General features: G+C 68.2%; 19 protein-coding genes. 16 read left to right on the top strand and 3 right to left on the bottom strand.

Annotated elements, in window-relative coordinates; genetic code table 11:
* Positions 1-246: 246 nt before the first annotated feature.
* Positions 247-1,272, bottom strand: coding sequence for an HAD family hydrolase (locus ACFW6D_RS13290; RefSeq protein WP_379327820.1), 1,026 nt, complete (start codon positions 1,270-1,272; stop codon positions 247-249).
* A gap of 89 nt (positions 1,273-1,361) precedes the next feature.
* Here ACFW6D_RS13290 and ACFW6D_RS13285 point away from each other — a divergent pair, with 89 nt between their 5' ends.
* From ACFW6D_RS13285 to ACFW6D_RS13265, 5 genes are all read left to right on the top strand, one after another.
* The gene (locus ACFW6D_RS13285) at positions 1,362-1,643 is read left to right on the top strand and encodes a glutaredoxin family protein (protein ID WP_379327818.1); all 282 of its coding nucleotides are present in this window, start codon (positions 1,362-1,364) and stop codon (positions 1,641-1,643) included.
* Between the two features lie 205 nt (positions 1,644-1,848).
* Positions 1,849-2,703 (top strand): redox-sensing transcriptional repressor Rex, encoded by an 855-nt coding sequence (locus ACFW6D_RS13280; RefSeq protein ID WP_379232990.1) that lies wholly within the window; start codon positions 1,849-1,851, stop codon positions 2,701-2,703.
* 43 nt (positions 2,704-2,746) lie between these two features.
* A complete protein-coding gene (locus tag ACFW6D_RS13275) occupies positions 2,747-4,219 on the top strand; it encodes a glutamyl-tRNA reductase (protein ID WP_379327816.1) in 1,473 nt (490 codons plus the stop codon).
* Positions 4,216-5,247 (top strand): hydroxymethylbilane synthase, encoded by a 1,032-nt coding sequence (gene hemC, locus ACFW6D_RS13270; protein WP_379327815.1) that lies wholly within the window; start codon positions 4,216-4,218, stop codon positions 5,245-5,247. Before ACFW6D_RS13275 ends, hemC begins: the two co-directional genes overlap by 4 nt.
* Positions 5,244-6,818 (top strand): uroporphyrinogen-III synthase, encoded by a 1,575-nt coding sequence (locus ACFW6D_RS13265; protein ID WP_379232996.1) that lies wholly within the window; start codon positions 5,244-5,246, stop codon positions 6,816-6,818. The genes hemC and ACFW6D_RS13265 overlap by 4 nt, the downstream gene beginning before the upstream one ends.
* A 56-nt stretch (positions 6,819-6,874) precedes the next feature.
* On the opposite strand, the gene ACFW6D_RS13260 is transcribed toward ACFW6D_RS13265, so the two are convergent.
* Positions 6,875-7,153, bottom strand: a complete 279-nt coding sequence (locus tag ACFW6D_RS13260; protein WP_379232998.1) for a hypothetical protein — start codon at positions 7,151-7,153, stop codon at positions 6,875-6,877.
* A 285-nt stretch (positions 7,154-7,438) separates the two neighbouring features.
* Here ACFW6D_RS13260 and hemB point away from each other — a divergent pair, with 285 nt between their 5' ends.
* The 4 genes from hemB to ACFW6D_RS13240 all read left to right on the top strand — a co-directional run bounded on the left by hemB (position 7,439) and on the right by ACFW6D_RS13240 (position 9,682).
* Complete coding sequence (gene hemB / locus ACFW6D_RS13255) at positions 7,439-8,416, top strand: porphobilinogen synthase (RefSeq protein ID WP_379327813.1); 978 nt, start codon at positions 7,439-7,441, stop codon at positions 8,414-8,416.
* Positions 8,413-8,928: a hypothetical protein gene (locus ACFW6D_RS13250; RefSeq protein WP_379327811.1), complete on the top strand. Its 516-nt coding sequence runs from the start codon at positions 8,413-8,415 to the stop codon at positions 8,926-8,928. Before hemB ends, ACFW6D_RS13250 begins: the two co-directional genes overlap by 4 nt.
* A gap of 195 nt (positions 8,929-9,123) precedes the next feature.
* Entirely contained in the window at positions 9,124-9,381 is a 258-nt protein-coding gene (locus tag ACFW6D_RS13245) for a hypothetical protein (protein ID WP_379327809.1), read from the top strand.
* A 76-nt stretch (positions 9,382-9,457) separates the two neighbouring features.
* Complete coding sequence (locus ACFW6D_RS13240) at positions 9,458-9,682, top strand: hypothetical protein (protein WP_379327807.1); 225 nt, start codon at positions 9,458-9,460, stop codon at positions 9,680-9,682.
* Here ACFW6D_RS13240 and ACFW6D_RS13235 read toward each other — a convergent pair.
* Positions 9,679-10,065: a hypothetical protein gene (locus ACFW6D_RS13235; protein ID WP_379327805.1), complete on the bottom strand. Its 387-nt coding sequence runs from the start codon at positions 10,063-10,065 to the stop codon at positions 9,679-9,681. The genes ACFW6D_RS13240 and ACFW6D_RS13235 overlap by 4 nt on opposite strands.
* Before the next feature lie 207 nt (positions 10,066-10,272).
* On the opposite strand from ACFW6D_RS13235, the gene hemL reads away from it, so the two are divergent.
* From hemL to ccsB, 7 genes are all read left to right on the top strand, one after another.
* Positions 10,273-11,592 carry a glutamate-1-semialdehyde 2,1-aminomutase gene (hemL, locus tag ACFW6D_RS13230; protein ID WP_379327803.1) on the top strand — a complete coding sequence of 440 codons (1,320 nt, stop codon included), beginning with the start codon at positions 10,273-10,275 and terminating at the stop codon, positions 11,590-11,592.
* 119 nt (positions 11,593-11,711) lie between these two features.
* Entirely contained in the window at positions 11,712-12,329 is a 618-nt protein-coding gene (locus ACFW6D_RS13225; RefSeq protein ID WP_379327832.1) for a histidine phosphatase family protein, read from the top strand.
* Positions 12,326-12,967 (top strand): TlpA disulfide reductase family protein, encoded by a 642-nt coding sequence (locus tag ACFW6D_RS13220; RefSeq protein WP_379327801.1) that lies wholly within the window; start codon positions 12,326-12,328, stop codon positions 12,965-12,967. The genes ACFW6D_RS13225 and ACFW6D_RS13220 overlap by 4 nt, the downstream gene beginning before the upstream one ends.
* Positions 12,967-13,197 carry a hypothetical protein gene (locus tag ACFW6D_RS13215; RefSeq protein WP_379233013.1) on the top strand — a complete coding sequence of 77 codons (231 nt, stop codon included), beginning with the start codon at positions 12,967-12,969 and terminating at the stop codon, positions 13,195-13,197. Before ACFW6D_RS13220 ends, ACFW6D_RS13215 begins: the two co-directional genes overlap by 1 nt.
* Positions 13,197-14,006 (top strand): cytochrome c biogenesis CcdA family protein, encoded by an 810-nt coding sequence (locus ACFW6D_RS13210; protein ID WP_379327799.1) that lies wholly within the window; start codon positions 13,197-13,199, stop codon positions 14,004-14,006. Before ACFW6D_RS13215 ends, ACFW6D_RS13210 begins: the two co-directional genes overlap by 1 nt.
* On the top strand, positions 14,006-15,640 hold the full coding sequence (locus ACFW6D_RS13205) for a cytochrome c biogenesis protein ResB (protein WP_379327797.1): 1,635 nt from the start codon (positions 14,006-14,008) through the stop codon (positions 15,638-15,640). Before ACFW6D_RS13210 ends, ACFW6D_RS13205 begins: the two co-directional genes overlap by 1 nt.
* Positions 15,640-16,596, top strand: a complete 957-nt coding sequence (ccsB, locus tag ACFW6D_RS13200; protein ID WP_379327795.1) for a c-type cytochrome biogenesis protein CcsB — start codon at positions 15,640-15,642, stop codon at positions 16,594-16,596. Before ACFW6D_RS13205 ends, ccsB begins: the two co-directional genes overlap by 1 nt.
* Positions 16,597-16,686: the final 90 nt, after the last annotated feature.

Raw genomic sequence — 16,686 nt, 5'->3', positions numbered from 1 at the left:
GGCGCCGGTGCTTGCTCCTTCGTCGCCTACGCACCGGCGCCTAACCGGCGACCCGGCCGCGACCGGCCACTTCGTGGCCGCTGCTCCCTATGGGTCGCAGGTGGGGGTTGGGTTGTGCGGTCATGGCGGATCAGGGGTGTGGTGCGCGCTGGTAGCGCGGGGCAGTGGTCTGGGGTGCGGGGCTCGCTGGTCGCGTGGGTAGGGCTGCGAGTGTGCGGGGTGCCGGGGGGCCGACGGGCGGCACGGTCAGTGTTCGCGGTGGCGGGCTACTACTGCTGCTACCGCGCCGCCTGCTGCGCCCAAGGCTAGGGCGGTGGGGACGCCGATCTTGGCTGCTTTGCGGCCGGTGCGGAAGTCGCGGATTTCCCAGCCTCGGTTCTTCGCTACTTCGCGCAGGTCGGAGTCGGGGTTGATGGCTACGGCGGTGCCGACCAGTGACAGCATCGGGACGTCGTTGTGGCTGTCGGAGTAGGCGGTGCAGCGCTTGAGGTTGAGGCCTTCGCGGACGGCGAGGGTGCGTACGGCGTGTGCTTTGCCGAGGCCGTGCAGGATGTCGCCGACCAGGCGACCCGTGAACTTGCCGTCGACACTTTCGGCGACCGTGCCGAGCGCGCCGGTCAGGCCGAGGCGTTTGGCGATCACGTTGGCCAGTTCGACCGGGGTGGCGGTGACCAGCCAGACCTGCTGGCCCGCATCGAGGTGCATCTGGGCGAGCGCGCGGGTGCCGGGCCAGATCTTGTCGGCGATGATCTCGTCGTAGATTTCCTCGCCGAGCGCGGCGAGTTCGGCGGTGGGGCGGCCCGCGATGAAGCTGAGCGCCTTCTCCCGGCCCGAGACCATGTCCGAGGAGTTCTCCTTGCCGGTGACCCGGAACTTCACCTGCTTCCAGGCGACATCGACCAGGTCGGAGGTCTTGAAGTACTTGCGCGCGGCCAGGCCACGGGCGAAGTGCACGATCGAGGCACCCTGCACGAGGGTGTTGTCGACATCGAAGAACGCCGCGGCGGTGAGGTCGCGAGGGACCTCGGGACCGGCGTCGGTGCCCTGCTCGGCGAGCTCGGCATCGTGGAGCTCGAGCGCGGCGTCGGCGCTGGCCTCACCGGCCAGATTGGCGCGCAGCTCTTCCTCGCTCGGCCCGAACGGGCTGCGAGGCAGCCGTGCGAACTGTTCCTGCAGTTCCTGACCGAGGCGGCTCGGTTGCCACCGCGCAGGGAACTCCCCGAATCGCCCTGCGACGAATCCGGACCTAGTCACCTTCGAACGTTCCGGCACCAGTACCCTCCGCTAGTCGCGCGAACCATGTCCACAGTAACCGGCGGCACCGACAACTCGCTGAGTGCCCGGGGGATTAAATAGGGCTCATGACTGATCCCACACCGACGGTGACCCTGTTGACCCGCGCAGGTTGCGGCATGTGCACCACGGCACTGTCGCAATTACAGACGATCTGTGGTGATTTCGGTCTCCCGGTGGCGACCGTCGACGTCGACGAAGCCGTGGTCAGCGACCCGGGATTGCGCGCCGAATACGGTGATCGACTGCCGGTGGTCCTGTTGAACGGCCGTGAACACAGCTATTTCGACGTCGATGAGCCCCGTTTACGGGCGGACCTGAGCCGGATCGCTGGTCGCGACGGAAAATGAGGCCGAATTCACCGACTTTGTGAACGCCTGCACAAGCGGTTACGGTGGTGACACGCAATCCGCACCGCCGCACTACGCGGCGGCGGTGGCCGGGTTTGTACCGCCCCTATGGCACCGGTCGCGCTCTCGACATCGCAGCGACCCACACCGGTGAACGAACAGAGGAACCGGACCGTGATCAGGCCCGGAACGAGGAGCCGACGACGTGACAGAGCAGCACGAGACGCCGAGTGGCGTCTCCGGCAAGGCTCTCGTGCGGGACATCCCGCAGGCCACGGTGACTCGTCTGGCTACCTATCTCCGGGTTCTCGCCGGCTTGGCCGACTCCGGTGTTGCCATCGTATCGAGTGAGGAACTCGCTGTCGCGGCGGGTGTCAATTCGGCGAAGCTGCGCAAGGATCTTTCCTTCCTCGGACCCAACGGTGTGCGGGGTGTCGGCTATGACGTAGCCAAGTTGCGCACCAGGATCGAAGATGTGCTCGGACTGTCGCAGGGACATCGGGTAGTGCTGATCGGCGCGGGCAATCTGGGCCGCGCTCTGGTCGGTTACGGCGGATTCGGGGTACGAGGCTTCACCGTGGTCGGGATCTTCGACAACGACCCGGCGGTGATCGGTCAGTCGTACGCCGGTCTCGTCGTGCGCGATGTCGAGCTGCTGACCGCCCAGATTCCGGCGCTGGCGCCGACGATCGCCGTGGTGGCCGTGCCCGACGAGGCCGCCCAGGACGTGTGCGATCGGCTCGTCGACGCCGGACTGCCGTCGATTCTGAGCTTCGCGCCGCTGGAACTGCGCGCGCCCGCCCATGTGCAGGTTCGCCGCGTCGACCTGGCGATGGAACTGCAGATGCTGTCGTTCGACGCCGCCCGCAACGACGCGCCCGAGATCGCCCAGGTGGGCTCCGGCCGCATCGCGCGCCGGGTGCCGCCGCCGAACCACCTCACGCATGCCGCGCCGGTCGAACCGGCTCGCGGCAGGCCGTCGCGTCGCACCGCGCCGCATTCGGCAACCCCCCACTCGGCAACGGAGCCAAGCACCAAGGGATCGGTGATCACGCCATGAGCGAGCGTCGGCGAGCGAATCAGCGACACGGTGAGGTGCGGGCATGAGTGTGCTGCTGGTCGGGATTTCGCATCGGAGCGCCCCGGTATCGGTGCTGGAGAAGGTCGCCATCAGTGAGGCCGACCGGCCGAAACTGGTGGATCGGCTGCTCTCCTCGAGCCATGTGTCCGAGGCGATGATCGTCTCCACCTGTAACCGGGTCGAGGTCTACGCGGTCGTCGACGCCTTCCACGGCGGCCTCGGTGAGGTGAGCGAGCTGCTCACCAAGCACTCCGGGCTACCGCTCGGCGATCTCACCAAGCACGCCTACGTGCGCTACAGCGAGGCCGCGGCCGAGCATCTGTTCGCGGTGGCCAGCGGTCTGGACTCGATGGTCGTCGGCGAGCAGCAGGTGCTCAGCCAGATCCGCAGTGCCTACGCCAGCGCCGACGGTCAGCAGGCGGTCGGGCGCACACTGCACGAGTTGGCCCAGCACGGGTTGCGGGTCGGCAAGCGGGTGCATTCGGAGACCGGGATCGACCGGGCCGGTGCGTCGGTGGTGTCGGTGGCGCTGGATCGGGCGCGTGGTGTGGTCGGCGATCTCGCCGGGCGGACCGCGGTCGTCGTCGGTGCGGGTGCGATGGGCGGGCTGGCTGTCGCGCATCTGTCGCGGGCCGGGATCGGGCGCATCATCGTCGTCAACCGGACCCTCGAACGCGCACAGCGGCTCGCCGAAACCGGGCGCACCATGCACGGTGTCGACGCCGAGGCGGTCGAGATGTCGCGGCTCACCGAGGCCATGGCGGGCACCGACATCGTGATCACCTGTACCGGCGCGGTCGGGTCCGTGGTGACCTTGGCCGACACTCATCGCGCGCTCGCGGGCCGGGCGCGCACCGAAGCCGCCGAACGTCCTTTGGTCTTCTGCGATCTCGGCCTACCCCGCGACGTCGAGCACGCTGTCGCAGGCCTGCCGGGTGTCGCCGTCATCGATATCGAATCGCTGCAGCGCGATCCGGCCGCGGGTGCCGCGGCCGACGACACCGCCGCCGCGCGCCTCATCGTCGCCGACGAACTCGCCAAATACCTTGCCGGGCAACGCATGGCGGAGGTCACCCCCACGGTGGCCGCGCTGCGTCAGCGGGCCGCCGACGTGGTGGAGGCCGAACTGCTCCGCCTCGATTCGCGGCTGCCCGACCTGGCCGACCCGGCCCGCGACGAGGTGGCGCGCACCGTGCGCCGCGTCGTCGACAAGCTGCTGCACGCGCCGACCGTGCGCGTGAAGCAGCTGGCATCGACCCCGGGCGGCGACAGCTACGCCGAGGCGTTGCGTGAGCTGTTCGAACTGAAACCGGGTGCGGTACAAGCGGTTGCCGCACCGATGGAGGTCGCCGCGGCAGAGGCTGCGCTGGCCGACGATTTCACCGCAGGCCACTTCGGCGACGGGCCGTCACGCTTGACCGAGTCAAGACCCGACACAGGCAGTATGCGAAACCACGCAGCGCCGCTCGGGCATGCGCAGGAGGAAACCGCATGACCACGACAGTGCAGGAAGAGGACACCGTGACCGCAGGCAGCAGCAGTGCGCCGTGGCGGATCGGCACGCGCGGCAGCCTGCTCGCGCTGACACAGGCGGGCACCATCCGGGATGCGCTGATCGCGGCGGGCCAGCCCGCCGAACTGGTGGTCATCAAGACACCGGGCGACCTGTCGTCGGATCCGGTGCAGAAGATCGGTGTCGGGGTGTTCACCTCCGCGCTGCGCGACGAGCTCGCCGCGGGCGGTATCGACATCGCGGTGCACTCCTATAAAGACCTCCCCACCGCGCAGGACCCGCGCTTCACCATCGCCGCGATCCCGCCGCGCGAGGACCCGCGCGATGCGCTGGTGGCTCGCGACGGCCTTGTCCTCGGCGAACTACCCGCCGGTGCCCGCGTCGGCACCTCGGCCCCGCGCCGCGCCGCGCAGTTGCGCGCGCTCGGTCTCGGCCTCGACATCCTTCCGCTGCGCGGCAATATCGACTCGCGCCTGCGCAAGGTGAGCGAGGGCGAACTCGATGCCATCGTCATCGCCCGCGCCGGCCTGTGCCGGATCGGGCGCACCGACGAGATCACCGAGTCGCTCGAGCCGGTGCAGATGTTGCCCGCCCCCTCGCAGGGTGCTCTGGCGGTCGAATGCCGCAGTGACGACCCGCAATTGATCGAGGTACTCGCCGGTCTGGACGATGCCGCGACCAGAGCCGCAGTGCTCGCCGAGCGTTCGCTGCTCGGTGAGCTCGAGGCAGGCTGCACCGCGCCGATCGGAGCGCTCGCCGAGATCGTCGAGTCGATCGACGAGGACGGCCGGATCTTCGACGAACTCTCGCTGCGCGCCTGTGCCGCCGCGATCGACGGCTCCGACGTCTTGCGCGCCTCGATCGTCGGCGCGCCGAAAGACGCGGCCGAACTCGGTCGCACGTTGGCGCGCGAACTGCTGGACCTGGGTGCTCGCGCATTGCTGAGCGTCACAGACGAACCGGCACCCACCGACTTCACTAATTCCAGCCCGATGGAGAACAACCGATGAGCAGCAGCCGAGCTACCAAGAAGCAACCAGGGCGGATCCTTTTCGTCGGATCCGGCCCAGGCGACCCGGCCCTGCTGACCGTGCGCGCCCGTGAGGTGCTCGAGCGGGCGATGCTGGCGTTCACCGACCCCGATGTCGACAAGGGCGTGCTCGCCCTGATCGGTATCGCCCACGAGGCGGACGAGAACGGCGTGAGCCCGGTCGACGTGCGGCCCGCCCTCGGCGAACCCGCCGAGGTGGCCAAGACGCTGATCGCCGAGGCCCGCAACGGCCACGACGTGGTGCGCATCGTCACCGGCGACCCGCTGACCACCGATTCGGTGATCAGCGAAGTCAACGCCGTCACCCGTTCGCACATGGTGTTCGAGGTGCTGCCGGGCCTGCCCAACGGTTCGGCCGTGCCCAGCTACGCGGGCATCGCGCTCGGCTCCGGGCACACCGAGGCCGATGTGCGCGGCGAGGTCGACTGGTCGGCGCTGGCCGCAGCCCCTGGCCCGCTGGTCCTGCACGCCACCTCCGGCCACCTGGCCGAGACCGCCAGCGCGCTGGTGGAACACGGTCTGGCTCCGCAGACTCCGGTCGCGGTGACCGTGCGCGGCACCACCCGTCAGCAGCGCACCATCGAGGCCACCCTCGCCTCGCTGAACAACGCCGCCTCCGAGCTGGTCGGGCCGCTGGTGGTCACCGTCGGCAAGGAAGTCGACAAGCGCGCCAAGATGTCGTGGTGGGAATCGCGGGCCCTCTACGGCTGGACCGTGCTGGTTCCGCGCACCAAGGATCAGGCGGGGGAGATGAGCGAACGGCTCGTCACCCACGGCGCGATCCCGATCGAGGTGCCGACCATCGCGGTGGAGCCGCCGCGCAGCCCCGCCCAGATGGAACGGGCCGTGAAGGGCCTGGTCGACGGCCGCTACCAGTGGGTCGTGTTCACCTCCACCAACGCGGTTCGCGCGGTGTGGGAGAAGTTCGCCGAGTTCGGCCTCGACGCTCGCGCGTTCTCCGGTGTGAAGATCGCCTGCGTCGGCGAGGCCACCGCGGAGAAGGTGCGCTCGTTCGGCATCAACCCCGAACTGGTGCCGAGCGGCGAACAGTCCTCCGAGGGCCTGCTCGCCGACTTCCCGCCGTACGACGACGTGTTCGACCCGGTCAACCGGGTGCTGTTGCCCCGCGCCGATATCGCCACGGAGACCCTCGCCGAGGGCCTGCGTGAACGCGGCTGGGAGATCGACGACGTCACCGCCTACCGCACCGTGCGCGCTTCGCCGCCGCCAGCTGAGACCCGCGAGATGATCAAGACCGGCGGTTTCGACGCGGTCCTGTTCACCTCGTCCTCCACGGTCCGCAACCTGGTGGGTATCGCGGGCAAGCCGCACGCGCGCACCATCGTGGCCTGCATCGGCCCCAAGACCGCCGAGACCGCGATCGAGTTCGGTCTGCGCGTGGACGTGCAGCCCGAGGCCGCGCAGGTGGGCCCGCTGGTGGAGGCACTGGCCGAGCACGCGTCGCGCCTGCGCGCCGAGGGCCTGCTGCCCCCGCCGCGTAAGAAGAGCCGCCGCAGCAGCAGCCGCTAGGCTCAGTAGATACCCCGAAAGCCCGCCCGCGACGGCGGGCTTTCGGCGTATCAGGGTCACCGGCTGTAGCGCAGCAGCGTGCGCACGAGTCGGCAGGTGGCATCCGAGGGTGGGCGGATGTCGATCTTCTCGGCGGTGCGTCGAATCGTCTCATTGGTGGCTTGATTGGGTAGGTACACACCGGAATCCAGCAGCGCGATCGTCAACCGCATGGCCTTGAGCCGACGATTGTGCGTCACGTACCAGCGACGCGGCCTGCCCGCGGGCAGTCGCTTCTTCTCCAGCGGAACGTACGGCGCGGTGATGAAAGTGGTCTTGGCGGCAATGGCGTTCATGTCGGCGTCCTCCCGTGGCGTGTGGGTTCCGCCCCCGATCGTCGGAACCCTCGAACACGCTTTCGATTATAGCGAGGGGTACCGACAAGTTTCGGCGCTCTCGCGCGGAAGCCATTGAGCTCCACAGCGTTTCGATGTTATCCACAGGTTCGCCGCACTCGGTTGCAGACCTCGCCGAAGCTCTGTGGGTGGCGATTCGCAGGTAACTGTCGGCGAACCGTTTGCGGTTCCGACGCGCTGTAGGCGCTGCGGCGACCGGCGGGGGACAGGCGTATTCTGCGGGCTATGACCGCTTTCGACCGCCCGCGGCGGTTGCGTAGGACACCCGCGTTGCGTCGACTCGTCGCCGAGACCACCCTGCAGCCGCGGCAGCTGGTGCTGCCGATGTTCGTGGCCGACGGGCTCGAGGAGCCGCGCGAGATCAGCTCGATGCCGGGGGTGTACCAGCACTCGCTCGACTCGCTGCGCAAGGCCGCAGTGGAGTCGGTGGCCGCCGGGGTCGGCGGGCTGATGCTGTTCGGGGTGCCGCTGCCCGAGGACAAGGACGCGACCGGTTCCCAGGCCAGCGATCCGAACGGGATCCTGAACCGTGGCCTGCGCGCGCTGGCCGAGGAGGTCGGCGACGCGACGGTCATCATGGCCGACACCTGTCTCGACGAGTTCACCGATCACGGCCACTGCGGCGTGATCGGCACCGACGGCGCGGTCGACAACGACGCCACCCTGCACCGCTACGTGGAGGTGGCGCTGTCGCAGGCCGACGCGGGCGCCGATCTGCTCGGCACCAGCGGCATGATGGACGGCCAGGTCGGCGCGATCCGGCGCGGACTCGACGCGGTCGGCAGCACCGACACCGCCATCCTCGCCTACGCCGCCAAGTACGCCTCGGCCTTCTACGGCCCGTTCCGCGAGGCCGTCGGCTCGTCGCTGGAAGGCGATCGCCGCACCTACCAGCAGGACCCGGCCAACCGCCGCGAGTCGCTGCGCGAACTCGACCTCGACCTCGCCGAGGGCGCCGACATCGTGATGGTGAAGCCGGCGATGTCCTACCTCGACATCCTGCGCGACGTCGCCGACCGCTCGACGGTCCCCGTCGCGGCGTATCAGATCTCCGGCGAGTACGCGATGATCACCGCCGCCGCCGAGCGCGGCTGGATCGACCGCAGGGCCTCGATCCTGGAGTCGTTGATCGGCATCCGGCGGGCGGGCGCGGACATCGTGCTCACCTACTGGGCGACCGAGGCAGCACACTGGCTGTCGTGATCGCTGCACCGAACAAACCCGAAACCCTTCCGATGCCGGAAGACGTCGGCACCGCCCGTCAATTGTGGTGGGCAACCGCCGCCCTCGGTATCGTCTACACCTTCGCCAGCGTCTTCACCATGGCCGGCGAGCGCGGCGAGCTCAGCAAGCAGTTCCTCGACGATATGCGCAAGTCGGACCCGAACTTCGCCGCGTCCACCGCCGACACGATGGTGCTGGTGGGTTTCGTGGTGATCGCGCTGGTCGGCAGCGCGCTGGTGGCCGGGGCCACGGTGGCCTTCGCGCATCAGCTCGGCCGTGGCAAGACCTGGGCGCGCACAGTACTCATGGTGATCGCCGTCTGGTTGGGGCTCGGTGCCGTGACCACGATGTTCACCTTCTCCGCCGTCGCGAATCCCGCGACGATCATCGCGGGTGGCACGGCGATCGTGCAGGGCGTGCTGGCCGCCGGTGCGGCATACCTGAGTTACCGGCCGGAGTCGACGAAGTATTTTCTGGCCCACCGGAAGTGACCCGACACAGTGTATGGTGAGGATTATCACACCCGTTGAGCGGAGGCATTGATGCGCGTGGTGATTCAGCAACCACACAGCCTGCGACGTGACCTGTTGGTCATCGGGTTGATGGTGGTTCTCACCCTCGCTGTCCTCGCGCTACTGCTGCTCCCGAGCCTGGTCGGCTGATTCGATCCTGGCAAGATCGCAGGTATGAGACGCCCGCTGTTCGAACTCGGCTTCGCCGTGCTCTTCGTGGCCTGCGCGGTCCTCAGCTGGCGTGCAGCGCAGCGCACGACCGAATTCGTCGGTACCGAGGAGCATCCCGGTTTCACGGCGGTGCGGTATGTGCCGCCGCTGCTGTTGCTCGCCTGCGCGTTGGTGACGGTGAGCGGGTTACTGGTGATCCACGCCGCCGCCAGGATCTACGCCGGATCTGTAGCGCGCCGCGACGTCGAACCGATGATCTAGCGGAAGCCGAATTCCGATGTGCGCGTGGGGGTTCGGGGCACGAGCTCGCGGTGCGGGCTCCCTCGAGGAGGATTCGATGACCAGACTGACCGCCGGAATCTGTACCGTCGCCGCCGCAGTGGCGACGATCGCCCTGGCCACGGCCCCCGCCCAAGCCGCCCCCGGCCTGCCGCTCACTCCGATGATCGCCGAGCAGGCCGCCGAAGGTTTCGCCCCGGAGACCGGCTCGAGCGCGATCTACAACGGCATCATGTGCCACCTGCACACGATCTCCGCCGAAGTTCCGTGCATGTATACCTAGGAACCCCACTGCTGGTAGACGTCGACGACGCGGCCGCCGCGGGTGCCCGGCGCGTTCAGGAAAACGGAGACGGTGCCGTCGGGATGACCCGCCGCCTCCGTCACCACCTGACGCAGGGTGGCGCGAACGCCGCCGTCGGCGCCGCGGTACAGCTCGGTGTCGGCGTGCAGACCCGCGCCGATCCGGGTGGCGGGCACGAACATCGCGGTGATCGCCGGAATCGGCCCCGATCCGAGCGCTACGGTCTCCTCGTGGCTGAGCTGAACGCCGATCCGATCGGGCTGGGCCAGCGGTGCGAACGCGGTGGCCGAACCCGCGCCGAACAGCACTCCCGCTGTGACGAACCCCGTGCCAAGGGCCGTGCTGGTAACGCCGAAACGCATGAAGAACCCTCTCGCTGATAGCCGAATCACAACCGGCTCAGGTGCTGAGCCGCCCGGAGCGTAGTCGCAGGCCAATGGGCCTAGATCGAATTGTTCGGCCGATAGGGGCGGCGTGTCGGGCGTGTCGTCGGTGGGTCGCTGCGGTCTGGGTCACTGTGTTCCACCCTGTCGTCCGGCGTGCCGAGGCGAACTGAGACACTGGAATCCGTGAGTCTTACGCAGGTACCGGTTTCGGCCCAGCTCTTCGAGCGGGCAGCCTCGGTGATTCCGGGTGGCGTCAATTCCCCGGTCCGTGCGTTCAATTCGGTCGGTGGTACGCCTCGGTTCATCCGCTCCGCGAGTGGCTACACGCTCACCGACGCCGACGGCAACGACTACGTGGATCTGGTGTGTTCGTGGGGTCCGATGATCCTCGGTCACGCCCACCCCGCCGTCGTCGAAGCCGTGCAGAAGGCCGCGACCAGCGGGCTGTCGTTCGGTGCGCCGACCGAGGCCGAGATCGAGCTCGCCGAGGCCATCGCCGCCCGCGTCGATCCGGTCGAACGGGTCCGCCTGGTGAACTCCGGCACCGAGGCCACCATGAGCGCGGTGCGCCTGGCCCGCGGCTTCACCGGCCGATCCAAAATCATCAAGTTCTCCGGCTGCTACCACGGTCACGTCGACGCGCTGCTGGCCGACGCGGGTTCGGGCGTCGCGACCCTCGGTCTACCGACCTCGCCCGGTGTCACCGGCGCGCAAGCCGCCGACACCATCGTGCTGCCCTACAACGACCTCGCCGCCGTCGCCGCCGCTTTCGAAGCGCACCCCGGCCAGATCGCGTGTGTCATCACCGAGGCCGCCGCGGGCAACATGGGCGCGGTCGCGCCGCTGCCAGGCTTCAACGTGGGCCTGCGCGATCTCGCCCACGACAACGGCGCGCTGCTGATCATGGACGAGGTGATGACCGGTTTCCGCGTCAGCGCCTCGGGTTGGTACGGCCGTGAAGGCGTCGCGGGCGACCTCTACACCTTCGGCAAGGTGATGAGCGGTGGCCTGCCCGCCGCCGCATTCGGTGGTCGCGCCGAGATCATGAACAACCTCGCCCCGCTCGGCCCGGTCTATCAGGCGGGCACCCTGTCCGGAAACCCGGTCGCCGTCGCCGCGGGCCTTGCGACGCTGCGCGCGGCCGACGACGAGGTGTACGCGGCGCTGGACCGCAATGCCGATCGCCTCGGTTCGCTGTTCGCGAAAGCCCTGACCGAGGCCGGTGTCGAGCACCAAGTCCAGTTCGCAGGCAATATGGTGAGCGTGTTCTTCGCCGAGCGCCCGGTGACCGACTACGCCGGCGCCAAAGCGAGCCAGACCTGGCGCTACCCCGCCTTCTTCCACGCCCTGCTCGACGCGGGCGTGTACGCGCCGCCGAGCGCGTTCGAGGCATGGTTCGTCTCCGCGGCACTCGACGAGGACGCGTTCGACCGTATCGCCGCCGCTCTGCCCGCCGCCGCCCTCGCGGCCGCGGCCGCAACCCCCGAAGGATCCCCAGCGTGAGCTCCGACCAGCCCGACGCAGAATTCGCCCCAGTCCCGGCGGATAGCGACGAGGCGCCCCATCCTGCCCCCGCCGCCGCGCCGCCCGCCCTCGACGAGGACCCGTCGACCGTCGAAACCATCGTCCACGTGCTGCGCCACGGCGAGGTGTACAACCCCAACGGCATCCTCTACGGTCGCCTGCCCGGCTTCAGCCTGTCGGCGGCCGGTCGCGCGCAGGCCGGTGCGGTCGCGCGGTCGCTGGCCGATCACGACATCTCGATGGTGATCGCCTCCCCGCTGCAGCGCGCCCAGGAGACCGCAGCGCCGATCGCGGCCGCCCACGACCTGATCGTGCGCACCGACGAGAACCTGATCGAAGCGGGCAACACCTTCGAGGGCCTGCGCGTTTCCGTCGGTGACGGTGCCCTGCGCAAGCCGCGACACTGGTGGAAGCTGCGCGACCCGTTCACCCCGTCGTGGGGTGAGCCGTACCTGCAGATCGCCCATCGCATGCTCGCCGCGGTGAACAAGGCGCGCGTCGAAGCCGCAGGTCACGAGGTCGTTCTGGTCTCGCATCAGCTGCCCGTGTGGACGCTGCGCCGGTTCCTGCAGGGTCAGCGGTTGTGGCACGACCCGCGCAATCGTCAGTGCTCGCTCGCGTCGCTGACCTCGCTGGTCTACCACGGCGACACCCTCGTCGACATCGTCTACTCCGAGCCCGCGGGCGCCTCGGATCCGTCGGTACACGGCGCATGACACGCTTCACCTCATCGGGAACCGCCCGTGGCCATCGGCCGCGGGCGCTGACCGCCGTTCTGACCGCGCTGCTGGTGATCGTCGCCGCGGCGGGTTGCTCGACGGGTACCGATGCGGTGGCTACCGGTGGCGGGACCTTCGAATTCGTCTCGCCCGGTGGTAAGACTGATATCTACTACGATCCGCCCGCCGCGCGCGGAACGATCGGCACGCTCTCGGGGCCCGATCTGATGAACGAGGGAAAGACCGTTTCGGTCGGTGATTTCCCGAACCAGATCGTGGTCGTGAATCTGTGGGGACAGTGGTGTGGCCCGTGCCGCGCCGAGTCGCCCGCGCTCGAAAAAGTCTTCGCGGCGACCAGAGATCAAGGCGTCGCGTTCCTGGGCATCAATGTGCGTGATCATCAGCGCGACAAAGCCCAGGACTTCGTAATGGACAACAAGATCGAATACCCGTCCATCTACGACCCGTCGATGCGGACCTTGCTCGCTCTCGGCGGAAACTTTCCCACCAGTGTCATTCCGACCACGTTGATCCTGGATCGTCAGCACCGGGTCGCCGCGGTCTTCCTTCGCTCGCTATTGGCCGAAGACCTTCAGCCCGTGGTCGAGCGCATCGCCGCCGAGGAGAAGCAGTAGTGAGCAGCCGCCGTCGTCCAGGAAATCTGACCGCGTGTCGTCCCCGTCAGGGCGCGCGCCGAATGGGTGCGGGCTGGACGGTCGATGACCGTTGGGCCGGCATCGCGACCGTGCCGCGCAGTGTCGCCGGTGCCGGTCTGTTCGATTTCGGGCCCGCTGAACCGGCCGAGACCGAGCGTAAATTGTCGTTGCCGCGTGACGAGCAGCAGGATTCGGACACCGACGAGTGATGCCGCTCGCCGCAGTCGGGGATTCCTTCCAGCAGACGGCGGCATCGGGTCCGCTTCTGCTGGCGCTGGGAGCCTGCCTGCTCGCGGGCCTGGTGTCGTTCGCTTCACCGTGTGTCGTGCCGCTCGTCCCTGGTTATCTGTCGTATCTGGCCGGTCTGGTCGGTGCCGAGGCGCCGCCTGCCACCAGCAGCCAGGCAGTCCTCACCGCGCAACGTCGTAGCGCGAAGCTGCGGGTCGCCGGTGCCGCCGGGCTGTTCGTCGCCGGGTTCACGGTGGTGTTCGTGCTGGCCACGGCCACCGTTTTCGGCGTGATCCAGACCCTCAATGTGAATCGGGAACTGCTGCAGCGCATCGGCGGTGTGGTGACGATCCTGATGGGTCTGGTGTTCATCGGTTTGGTCCCGGCCCTGCAGCGCGACACGCGGATGGAGCCGCGCAGGCTCACCAGCATCGTCGGCGCGCCGCTGCTCGGCGGGGTGTTCGCGCTCGGCTGGACGCCGTGTCTTGGCCCGACGCTGTCGGGTGTGATGGCGGTGTCCGCGGGCACCGAGGGCACCACCGCCGTGCGTGGGGTGACGTTGATCGTCGCCTACTGCCTCGGGCTCGGGTTGCCGTTCATCGTGCTGGCCTTCGGGTCGGCCGGTGCGTTGCGCGGGGTCGGTTGGCTGCGGCGCAATTCGCGCACCATTCAGGTTGTTGGGGGTGTTCTGCTCGTTGCCGTCGGCATCGCGCTGGTCACGGGGGCATGGGATCAGTTCGTGAGCTGGGTGCGTGACGGGTTCGTCTCCGAGGTGACTCTTCCGATCTGATGACTGACACGCTGACCACTCCGACCACCCCCACCCCGCCCGTCCGGCAATCACTGCCGGGCCGGGCCTGGGCCATGGTCCGGAATTCCTGGCGCGGGCTCACGAGCATGCGCACCGCACTGGTGCTGCTGTTTCTGCTCGCGCTGGCCGCCATCCCCGGCGCGCTGCTGCCGCAGCGCAGTCTCAACACACAGAAGGTCGAGCAGTACATCGCCGACCGGCCGACGTTGGGCCCGTGGATGGACCGGTTCGAGTTGTTCGACGTGTTCGGCAGCTTCTGGTTCACCGCCATCTACGTGCTGCTGTTCATCTCGCTGGTCGGCTGCATCCTGCCGCGCTGCTGGGATCACTACCGGGCGCTGCGCACGCCGCCGGTGCCCGCGCCGCGCAATCTCGGCCGGTTGCCGCATCACTTCAGCGAGACCGACGATCGCACGCCCGACCAGGTGATCGAGGCCGCTAAGGCGTCCTTGCGTGGCTGGCGGACCGAGGTTCGCCCTGGTCAGCGCGATGGCGAGGTGACGCTGTCCGCCGAGAAGGGCTATCTGCGCGAGTTCGGCAACCTGGTGTTCCACCTGTCGCTGGTGGGGCTGCTGGTCGCGATCGCGCTCGGCAAGTTGCTCGGGTACGAGGGCAACGTCATCGTGATCGCCAACAACGGTCCCGGCTTCTGCACCACTTCACCCGCGGTGTTCGACTCGTTCCGCGCGGGCAACACCAACGACGGCACCGGCATGACCCCGCTGTGCGTCAAGGTGAAGGACTTCAAGGCCGACTACCTGCCCACCGGCCAGGCCGAGATGTTCCACTCGAACATCGAGTACCAGGCGGGCGCGGATCTCACGACCGACACCTGGCGCAGTACCGAGCTCAGGGTGAACCATCCTTTGCGCGTCGCCGGTGACCGCGTCTACCTGCAGGGACACGGTTTCGCGCCAACGTTCACCGTCACCTTTCCCAACGGTCAGACCCGCACCGAGACCATCCAGTGGCGACCCGACGACGCCCAGACCTTCCTGTCCAGCGGCGTGCTGCGCATCGACCCGCCCGGCGGCATGTACGCCACCGAGGAGGAACGCCGCCAGAACCAGATCGCGATCGAAGGTCTGTTCGCGCCGACCGCGATGTTCCACGGCAGTCTGCTCACCTCGTCGTTCCCCCGGATGGACGACCCGGCCGTCGCGGTCGACGTCTATCGCGGCAACACCGGCCTCGACACCGGTCGCTCGCAGTCGCTGTTCTCGCTGGACCCGGAGATGATCAAGCAGGGTCGGTTGACCAAGGAAGCGCGCGTCAACCTGCGCCCGGGCGAGTCGACCTCGCTGCCCAACGGGACGAAGGTGACCTTCGACGGGGCCCAGGAGTTCGTCAACCTGCAGGTGTCGCATGACCCCGCCCAGCAGTGGGTGCTGGTCAGCGCGCTGACGATGATGGCCGGGCTGCTGGTGTCGCTGCTGCTGAAACGCCGCCGGATCTGGATCCGGACGTACCCCGCTGATGCTTCGGCAGGTACCGTGGATCAACGACACACCGTAGTAGAAATGGGCGGCCTCGCCCGGAGTGATCAAGCCGGTTGGGGTGCCGAATTCGATCGACTGCGGACACGCCTGCTCGCCGCGGAGAAGGAATCCTGATGCAGATCGACGAAACGCTGGCCCGCTACAGCGACTTCGCCTTCATGTCGGCCATCGCCGTCTACACCCTGGCGACGGTGCTGCTGATCGTGCAGTACGCCTCGGCGCGCGCGAAGGCGGTCGTCGGCCGCGAACAGGGCACCACGGTCGACCCGTCGCAACCGGGCCGCATCGAAACCCCCGCCGGAAAGTCGCGCGCGGAACGCTTCGGCGACATGGCGTTCTCGGTGCTCTCGGTAGGCGCGGTCCTGCACATCACCTCGATCGTGCTGCGAGGTTTCGCCACCCACCGCTTCCCCCTTGGCAACATGTACGAGTTCACCACCATGGCCACCGCGGCCGCCGTGGTGATCGGCCTGATCTTCCTGCGCGACCAGCGCTACCGCTCCATGTGGGCGTTCCTGCTGGTCCCCGTGCTGATCCTGATGTTCCTGGCAGGCACCGTCCTCTACGCCGACGCCGCCCCCGTCGTCCCCGCCCTTCGCTCGTTCTGGCTGCCGATCCACGTCACCATCGTCAGTATCGGCAGCGGCGTCTTCCTGGTCTCCGGCGTAGCCAGCCTGCTCTACCTGTTCCGCATGCGTATACCAGCAGGCGAAGAATCCTCCAACTTCCTCGGCACCATAGCCCGCCGCCTCCCCGAGGCCCGCACCCTCGACCAACTCGCCTACAAAACCACCATCATCGGCTTCCCCCTCTTCGGCGCAGGCGTAATCCTCGGCGCCATCTGGGCCGAAGCCGCCTGGGGCCGCTTCTGGGGCTGGGACCCCAAAGAAACCTGCTCCTTCATCGCGTGGGTCCTCTACGCCGCCTACCTCCACGCCCGAGCCACCTCCGGCTGGCGAGACACCAAAGCAGCCTGGATCAACATCGCCGGCTTCACCGCGATGCTCTTCAATTTGTTCATCATCAACATGGTGATCAGCGGCTTGCACAGCTACGCCGGCCTGAGCTGACCGCATCCAAAGCCGTGAGTCGAGCGTTTGCGCCGGTCTGTAGGACAATTCGGTGTGCCAACGTTGCGAGGGACAGCTGTCCGGTGGGTG

It is taken from the genome of Nocardia sp. NPDC058705 (genome assembly GCF_042749305.1).
In the GTDB taxonomy this organism is placed as follows: domain Bacteria; phylum Actinomycetota; class Actinomycetes; order Mycobacteriales; family Mycobacteriaceae; genus Nocardia.
Note: the sequence above shows the minus strand (reverse complement) of the source record. Positions and strands in the feature narration are given on the sequence as shown.

Bases quoted from the DNA above. Each gene is read 5' to 3' on its own strand.
- ACFW6D_RS13285 (WP_379327818.1), top strand. From the start codon at position 1,362: ATGACTGATCCCACACCGACGGTGACCCTGTTGACCCGCGCAGGTTGC.
- ACFW6D_RS13275 (WP_379327816.1), top strand. From the start codon at position 2,747: ATGAGTGTGCTGCTGGTCGGGATTTCGCATCGGAGCGCCCCGGTATCG.
- hemC (WP_379327815.1), top strand. From the start codon at position 4,216: ATGACCACGACAGTGCAGGAAGAGGACACCGTGACCGCAGGCAGCAGC.
- ACFW6D_RS13265 (WP_379232996.1), top strand. From the start codon at position 5,244: ATGAGCAGCAGCCGAGCTACCAAGAAGCAACCAGGGCGGATCCTTTTC.
- ACFW6D_RS13260 (WP_379232998.1), bottom strand. From the start codon at position 7,153: ATGAACGCCATTGCCGCCAAGACCACTTTCATCACCGCGCCGTACGTT.
- hemB (WP_379327813.1), top strand. From the start codon at position 7,439: ATGACCGCTTTCGACCGCCCGCGGCGGTTGCGTAGGACACCCGCGTTG.
- ACFW6D_RS13245 (WP_379327809.1), top strand. From the start codon at position 9,124: ATGAGACGCCCGCTGTTCGAACTCGGCTTCGCCGTGCTCTTCGTGGCC.
- ACFW6D_RS13240 (WP_379327807.1), top strand. From the start codon at position 9,458: ATGACCAGACTGACCGCCGGAATCTGTACCGTCGCCGCCGCAGTGGCG.
- ACFW6D_RS13235 (WP_379327805.1), bottom strand. From the start codon at position 10,065: ATGCGTTTCGGCGTTACCAGCACGGCCCTTGGCACGGGGTTCGTCACA.
- ACFW6D_RS13220 (WP_379327801.1), top strand. From the start codon at position 12,326: ATGACACGCTTCACCTCATCGGGAACCGCCCGTGGCCATCGGCCGCGG.
- ACFW6D_RS13210 (WP_379327799.1), top strand. From the start codon at position 13,197: ATGCCGCTCGCCGCAGTCGGGGATTCCTTCCAGCAGACGGCGGCATCG.
- ACFW6D_RS13205 (WP_379327797.1), top strand. From the start codon at position 14,006: ATGACTGACACGCTGACCACTCCGACCACCCCCACCCCGCCCGTCCGG.
- ccsB (WP_379327795.1), top strand. From the start codon at position 15,640: ATGCAGATCGACGAAACGCTGGCCCGCTACAGCGACTTCGCCTTCATG.